This is a genomic window from Xenorhabdus sp. TS4, assembly GCF_014467265.1.
Classification (GTDB): domain Bacteria; phylum Pseudomonadota; class Gammaproteobacteria; order Enterobacterales; family Enterobacteriaceae; genus Xenorhabdus; species Xenorhabdus ehlersii.
This window is the reverse complement of the sequence record NZ_NKHQ01000060.1, coordinates 1-6,607: the sequence shown is the minus strand read 5'-3', so window position 1 is coordinate 6,607 and position 6,607 is coordinate 1. Positions and strand designations below refer to the sequence as shown.

Here is a 6,607-nt window from a genome sequence, read left to right as displayed (position 1 = left end):
CGAAAAACATTATCTTTTTCAAAATCCATAGAAATGCATGACAGAGTTATAGGATATTATCTGAACATTCATCACTATCAATAAATTGTAGTCATAACCATTTCTTATTTTGTAACATTCGTTCCAAACTCTATTTTGAAAATGAAGTTCATCTTTATTAATTTTATCAGTTAATTCCATTTTTTGTTTTATTAGATCTACATGGCTTTTATCTAAATTTTTCAATGTGATTTCAATTTTATTGATTTCTATTTCAACTTCTTTATTTTCTTTGTTTAAGGTAAATATTCCTGGTTGTTTGTCATTGTTATAAAAATTATCATCGGTGAATTTTTTATTATACACTATATAATTATAGTTTTCATTTAAATTGGATTTGCATTCTTTATATTTCTCTGAGTTAGAATAATTAAAATAACCTGCGATAGTTGATTTCCCACTCCCATTTTGACCATATATTAAAGTTATTTTTTTTTGATAAATCCAACTCTAAATATTCAGTTTTATGATAGCTTGCTACGTTTCTTATTTTAAGATATCCCATGTTTTTACCATGTCATTTTAAATTGATCTATTATAGATAATATACATGGTTATATTTAATAAATCCAATTGAACCAGATCACAAAAAATCATTTTTATGATTTATATCATCTTTATTATTTTAACGTAGTGGTATGAAATTTATGGGGTGTCAATGTGTGACAAAGTTGCTTTTTATTATTTTTCTTTATTGCTGTTAGCAAAAGCATACAGTATATTAGTGGAACTTACTCACCATCATAGATGGTCAGCCATAGTGGCAAAAAAATTCTTGTAGCCTGAAAGAGAGTGCAATAATTGCGGTACATCTGCCCCCTTTGGAAGCAGATATTGCCAAGACACCTAAACCCTTGTCTGGCAATGAAGGTCTCTTAAACTAATAGATAACCTAAAAGGATATCTTTATCTTGTTACCGAAGTGTATTGAACGTGGGTTCATACACTGGCATTTCAAATCGACATAAATTCTATTTATCTTCAATGAACAACAGGATAGCTTTTGCGCATCCGTTCATACTTTTACCTATCCCTGTTTGAATTATTCAACAGACAATTCTTCTACAGCTAATCCATTAACACGACTACCGTTTGGCATTTAACCTTGCGACGTTTTGCTGTGTCTGCGGGCATTTCAACTCTTGCACGGCCTTTACTGATTGTTCGGAAACTCAAGGCGTCACTTTTTGCGGATTTATCGCTGAAAGTGACGCCGCAGTCAAAGGGCAACACACCCCTGATAGGCTCTGGCCTGATTAACCATGCAGTGAATCTGACACTGCTTTTTATAGATTGAAAAAGAAGAGATTGACGATATCGAGGCTGGCTTTATGTCGGTGGGGATGACCTGCAAACGCAGGCGGCAGTACTGAGTACTCAACCGATGCCCCGCAATACCTCAACTTGCGTTCACTCTGGCGCACAGATATCGATCAAGGGCAAGGCAGACACTTTTTGTTTTGTCCGAATTGTCGCGCGCCAGAGATTGCATGTTGTCAGGTATAAGTAAAAAAAATTGATGGGCTGGTTGATTGAAGAATTAAGCATTCGGAATGTTGAGAGTGTTTATAGTCGTTAAACTTAGCCGTTCGGTTATTGAGTCCGATAATACAATCAGTTAAAGTATTCCCGCCATTGGCACAATCCAATGGTCAAGGCGTCGCGGCCTTGTGTTCACAGACACTGGTAAGAAGTTTTACCAGTGTGCCTGCATTCGCCCTTTCAATGGTGATTCAGGCGGGGGAGGCTATGCCTCGCTGGTGTGAACCCAGTCCGCGAACCCTGTCTGAATCGCCACCATCAATATTAATTAATGGAAGGGGTAGCAGGAATGAATAACAATGTTAAAAATGACTGGCATCAAGCCGATATTATTGCTGCGTTACGTAAACGAGGTACAACTTTAGCGGCTGTCTCTCGTGAGTCGGGACTCAGTTCATCTACACTAGCAAACACTCTCAGTCGTCCCTGGCCGAAAGGCGAATGGATTATCGCTAACTATCTCGAAATACACCCATCTGAAATCTGGCCGAGTCGCTATTTTGATTCGTATGGTCGACTAATTGAACGTAAGGTTCGCGATAAACCACAGGAATAACCCGTTTTAATTTGTGATCTAGTTCGTAAAAATGATAAATGTTTATATGAAGCCTTGAGCGTGAAATGGCAGCCAAATGTGACCATTTTCAAATCTCATGGCTTTTTTGCTTTAACGTGATGATTAAAAAGTTATAAATCTAATTTCTACGCACAATCGACCAGATTTAACGTAGCAAAATAATGTGGGGGTACAACTGGGGGCATGTGACATTTTTGATAAAATTAATTTATTAAATATTAATATTTTAACCTACCAGTATTGCGCTCTCCTCCACATGAAATTGTGTATAGTTTTGTGTATAGTTTTTCCTATACTGATCAGAAGTAAGATATTTGAAAAGGAACCGAAAGATAATTATGGGAAGAACTTGGACTAAGTGGGAAGTTATGGAGAGTCAATTGTAATTCCTTTTCAGTATGTGAAAGGCAGACCAAACGGAATTGAGCTTGGTCTGCCCTCTGACGTTGTCAGGTTCAATCAGTTTAACCCGCTTACTCAGACTCGTCATTGAATAATTTACCTTGCAGGCGATCCACTTCCTCCTTTCGAACACGTTTTACTACGCTGTAAATCCATTGAACAGAAACACCAAATTTACGTGCCAGTTCGTGGTGATTCTTACCGTTAAATTTATTGAAGATTTCCCGATCGCGCAGGCTGACTTTCCAAACCATCCCCATAGGGAAATAGACATTCTGACCGCCCCAAACCTGCATCATACGGTTCGCGACAGCCTCCCCAATTTGTTCAGCTAATATAGGGTCAACATTGATAATCTCACTGACTGTACTGGCTGTATGTTGTGCTAATTCGATCAATAATTCAGGGCCTTTGCTACGAAAATTATTCACATCATTCATGCTTTTTTCCTCGTAACGCGATGTTGCCACTTCTTCAGCTTTTCAATAACACGACTGGCTTGGGCTGAATTCAGCCATTGTAAGCTGTCGATACCTGTTTCACGTTTATCCGAGAAGGCATCATCAACGACCGGGCAAAACTGAGATATTTGCAGGATTATGTAAATACTGAATGCAGAGGAAATAATGGGTGAGATGATTATTGGCTATAGACAGGTGGTCTCATGGTAATGGGTTACCTGTATATTTTGGTTAAGGCGATGAACTGGTTGGGCGGCCTACTGGTCAGCGCCTATTACAATCGTCGCAAGGAAGAGCGAAAACAAAAAGCTGCTAACGAGCTGTACGACGCATTTAAACTCGACCAGCTACAGGATAATCAAACTGTACGTGTCGCTACAAAAGGTAGTTTAGTTATTATGATGTATCGGCAACAATCAGATGGCAAATAATAACCAGCCACCCCAGAGCAAATGATACTGGGGTGGCAGGAGTAGGTTAGGACGCAGTGTCGGTGAGTGATGAGATACGCTTGATTATCTATTTCTGCTGGGTGGACGCGCTATATCCATCCAAGATTCATCATCTTCGTCAAAGAATTGCCTGTACTCCGCACTTCTCTGAGAGTAAGACGATGGCTGAGAAGGAGTTGGAGATTGAGGTGTATATGGAGTTTGTACTCTAACTGGGGGCCTCGGAGCGTGGGGGCGTGGAATGTCCACTGGCACAGATGTGTAAACAGGAGATCTCGGAGGTGAACTTCTTTGTGGTTGTTGATACGGAGCCGGTCGTTGTGAAGTTAAAGGCAGCTGTCTCCTAATAGGGCCACTAGACTGAGCAGTTTGTAAGAAATTAGAAGGCCCCGGTATATCTCCATGTTGATAAGCCGTAATGTGACTTTGCTGTATTGCTTGCCACATATATTGTTCATACTGTGAAGCCGGAGAATTGTGAGCACTAAAAAAACCAGAAGACTCAGCCTGAGGGCTTCTTACTGGAGACGATCCAGGGCTGCGATAATTCCTTAAACGGTCCCGAATACCTTGGTATTTACGCTTCTTTTCATCCAGCCTTTCTTTAAATCGGTTAATCCAGGAGTTTTCTTCAGGTGAGTAGCTAGGCAATAGTATGTTTTGGTACGCATGAATTGTTACATTATACCCCGGATGGTTGGTTAACTTGAATTCTAATCTTGCATCAGATGAGCCTTTTCCGCACCATGGATTGGTAGGTTCGAATCCCAGCGCCTTAAAGATAGTAATAAAATGATTACAACTACAACCAAATTGACTTAGTCCAACTTTATCTGTGAAAGATGTTCTTGCTTTAATGCTCTCAAAACGAATAAGCAGTGTCCTTGTTCCATTGGTAGGGTCAATAATTTCCTGTAACGCAGGTGTGCCCCTGGGATTTATGTAACGCGTTAATTCCTGAAAAAGGTTATTCAACTTAGGAAAAGGCATAATTACCTCCAACAAAATTAATATATTTATCTTTTAGTAAACCCATTACACCGCAATAACAAGCGAATAATGCTTAACAATTAGTTACCCTCTGAAACTAAAGTGAATATTTCTTTACCCGTTCTATGAGTGGTTAAAGGAATACCAATAACCCATGCTGCCACCTCGTTCCCATCGCGTACCCAACGCACACGGGCTGGTGGCATTTTTGTTTTCACTGCGCATCGAAGCGCCAATGGAGCTACGGCGGTTCGTGATAGCAATGTAGTCAAATGACCAATCAGGAACGCAGGAGAAAGAGCATGCCCCAACCCCGTATCTATGGCAGCAAGTGGAACAAGGCACGGCTGGCCTTCCTGCAACAACATCCCCTGTGTGTGATGTGTCGACAACAGGGCAGATTGACGGCGGCCAGAGTAAGCGACGAAACTTTTTACTCCTGTATTGGCTGCCTTGGTCTGAATGAAAAACCAACCGTCCTTCGATATGACGCGTTTCCAATGCATTATTCAATGCCCGGCAGATCAGCTCCGCATCCGGCGAAGAAGCGATGGCCATCCCCACCACCCGGCGGGAAAATAAATCCGTGACCACAGCCAGATAACTCCAGCCCACTTTGGTGCGAATATACGTGATGTCTCCGCACCAGTGGGTAGCCGTTGTTATCAATGCGTCGTCGGTTCGCAGATCGTTTGGGGGCGTTGTTATTGAGCCTGAATATTCAGGTGAAAAGCCTCAGCCATTTGAAAGCCAAGCATGTGGAACAATATGTTGATGCCCGTTTGTCTCAGGGGATTGCTAAACGAACGGTGCAAAATGAAATGGCTACGCTTCGTAATATCTTTCGCATGGCAGGCCGAGAAAAACTGGAGACCTCGCCGCGTTTGAGTAATCAGACATTGGGATTAAGCGGAACCAGCCGCGCCGGAACAAAACAAGCGATCCCTGATGCCACGTTTCAGGTTGTTTATCAGAAAGCACTAGAACGTGATGTCGGACTTGCCGTTACACTGAAATTCGCCCGATTGCTGGGGTTATGTTCTCAGGAAGCGGTACAATGCAGTGCATCATTGAAAAGCTGGCGCAAACAGTTAGCGCAACCAGAGCCGAAACTGCATGTTGTTTTCGGTACAAAAGGCGGTAGGCTAACAGCCTATTCAGTATTTTTTCTGCGCAGCAACACGACAAGAAATGCCAGATTGCCGAACTGAAGGCTGGTATTCAAATATCTCTCACAGTTCTTCCACAATCGTCGACATTTTTCCAGTCAACCAAATGAACGTTCGACAACCCATCGCTTGGGTATCACCTGGAAAGTATGCAATTCACTACGTTTGGCAATTTCGACAGTCGCGCCGAGTATATGATGCACGTTCTCAGCGAAGGTTTCTCCCGTATAACCGCCATCGGCTAAAACATTTTTCACCCAACTGAGTGACTTTTTGTGCCGCGTAAAAGCCTCCAGTGCCCCTTTTCTGTCCGTGACATTTGCCGTGGTGATGGTTATTGCGTGAGGTAAACCTTGAGTATCTACCGCGATATGGCGTTTGATGCCAGACACTTTTTTACCGGCATCATAGCCTTTCTCACGCGCCGTATCTGTGTTCTTAACGCTTTGTGCGTCGACGATCACAAACGTCGTGTTAGCGTTCCGACCAGAGTTGATACGGGCCTCGCCAACCCGATTTTTTTAATGCCTGCTCCAGCTGGCTAGGTTCTGTTTCTGACGGTTTCTCTTTCCAGAGTTTGAAATAGTAATACACGGTACTTTTGCTGGGGAAATCACTGGGGAGCATATCCCACTGACAACCGCTCTTGAGGATATACAGCAGGGCACAAAACACCTCATACACATCGACTTTCCGAGGACGCGTACGTTTTCGGCTGCTGAGCAACAAGGGTTCAATTTTTTGAAAGGCTTCTCGGCTAATATCACTCGGGTAGGTTTTTCTCATTCCAGCAGGTCACTTATATAGGCACTTATCTTATTTGGGCGGACAGAATACAGGAAAAACAATTACGTTCAAAAAAGATTCCGAATGGGCTCTCAGGGGATTACTCAGTGATGTTGGGCGTAAAAATAGCTGGCAACTGGCGGAATGGTTGGGTGAACACTCGCCTGATGGCATTCAATATTTTCTGGA

At 42.2% G+C, this 6,607-nt stretch carries 6 protein-coding genes and 6 pseudogenes; 6 read left to right on the top strand and 6 right to left on the bottom strand.

Going from position 1 to position 6,607, the window contains the following annotated elements:
• Nucleotides 1-84: IS1 family transposase (locus Xets_RS13845; RefSeq protein ID WP_222941595.1), on the top strand; the 84-nt coding region annotated here is incomplete at its 5' end.
• Nucleotides 85-114: 30 nt separating this feature from the next.
• Here the strand turns inward: Xets_RS13845 and Xets_RS24750 are convergent.
• Nucleotides 115-468 (bottom strand): annotated as a pseudogene (locus tag Xets_RS24750) (AAA family ATPase); the annotation flags it as partial.
• A 1,167-nt stretch (nucleotides 469-1,635) separates the two neighbouring features.
• On the opposite strand from Xets_RS24750, the gene Xets_RS13840 reads away from it, so the two are divergent.
• Both Xets_RS13840 and Xets_RS13835 read left to right on the top strand, forming a co-directional pair.
• Nucleotides 1,636-1,878, top strand: a complete 243-nt coding sequence (locus Xets_RS13840) for a hypothetical protein (RefSeq protein WP_143187370.1) — start codon at nucleotides 1,636-1,638, stop codon at nucleotides 1,876-1,878.
• Nucleotides 1,871-2,137: a helix-turn-helix transcriptional regulator gene (locus Xets_RS13835; RefSeq protein WP_099134068.1), complete on the top strand. Its 267-nt coding sequence runs from the start codon at nucleotides 1,871-1,873 to the stop codon at nucleotides 2,135-2,137. The genes Xets_RS13840 and Xets_RS13835 overlap by 8 nt, the downstream gene beginning before the upstream one ends.
• Before the next feature lie 494 nt (nucleotides 2,138-2,631).
• Here the strand turns inward: Xets_RS13835 and Xets_RS13830 are convergent, their stop codons facing one another.
• Nucleotides 2,632-3,000 carry a Mor transcription activator family protein gene (locus tag Xets_RS13830; RefSeq protein ID WP_099134067.1) on the bottom strand — a complete coding sequence of 123 codons (369 nt, stop codon included), beginning with the start codon at nucleotides 2,998-3,000 and terminating at the stop codon, nucleotides 2,632-2,634.
• A pseudogene (locus Xets_RS13825) lies at nucleotides 2,997-3,107 on the bottom strand (phage protein GemA/Gp16 family protein); the annotation flags it as partial. The gene Xets_RS13830 and the pseudogene Xets_RS13825, both read right to left, overlap by 4 nt.
• 117 nt (nucleotides 3,108-3,224) lie before the next feature.
• Here Xets_RS13825 and Xets_RS13820 point away from each other — a divergent pair.
• Complete coding sequence (locus Xets_RS13820; protein WP_099134066.1) at nucleotides 3,225-3,452, top strand: DUF4752 family protein; 228 nt, start codon at nucleotides 3,225-3,227, stop codon at nucleotides 3,450-3,452.
• A gap of 84 nt (nucleotides 3,453-3,536) precedes the next feature.
• Here Xets_RS13820 and Xets_RS13815 read toward each other — a convergent pair whose 3' ends face one another.
• Nucleotides 3,537-4,463 (bottom strand): hypothetical protein, encoded by a 927-nt coding sequence (locus Xets_RS13815; protein ID WP_099134065.1) that lies wholly within the window; start codon nucleotides 4,461-4,463, stop codon nucleotides 3,537-3,539.
• 302 nt (nucleotides 4,464-4,765) lie between these two features.
• Here Xets_RS13815 and Xets_RS24745 point away from each other — a divergent pair.
• A pseudogene (locus tag Xets_RS24745) lies at nucleotides 4,766-4,888 on the top strand (HNH endonuclease); the annotation flags it as partial.
• On the opposite strand, the pseudogene Xets_RS24740 reads toward Xets_RS24745, so the two are convergent.
• Nucleotides 4,875-5,111: pseudogene (locus Xets_RS24740) on the bottom strand (transposase); the annotation flags it as partial. The pseudogenes Xets_RS24745 and Xets_RS24740 sit on opposite strands and share 14 nt — an antisense overlap.
• A 23-nt stretch (nucleotides 5,112-5,134) precedes the next feature.
• Here Xets_RS24740 and Xets_RS13805 point away from each other — a divergent pair.
• Nucleotides 5,135-5,608 (top strand): annotated as a pseudogene (locus tag Xets_RS13805) (integrase domain-containing protein); the annotation flags it as partial.
• An 8-nt stretch (nucleotides 5,609-5,616) separates the two neighbouring features.
• Here the strand turns inward: Xets_RS13805 and Xets_RS13800 are convergent.
• A pseudogene (locus Xets_RS13800) lies at nucleotides 5,617-6,418 on the bottom strand (IS5 family transposase).
• Nucleotides 6,419-6,607 lie beyond the last annotated feature (189 nt).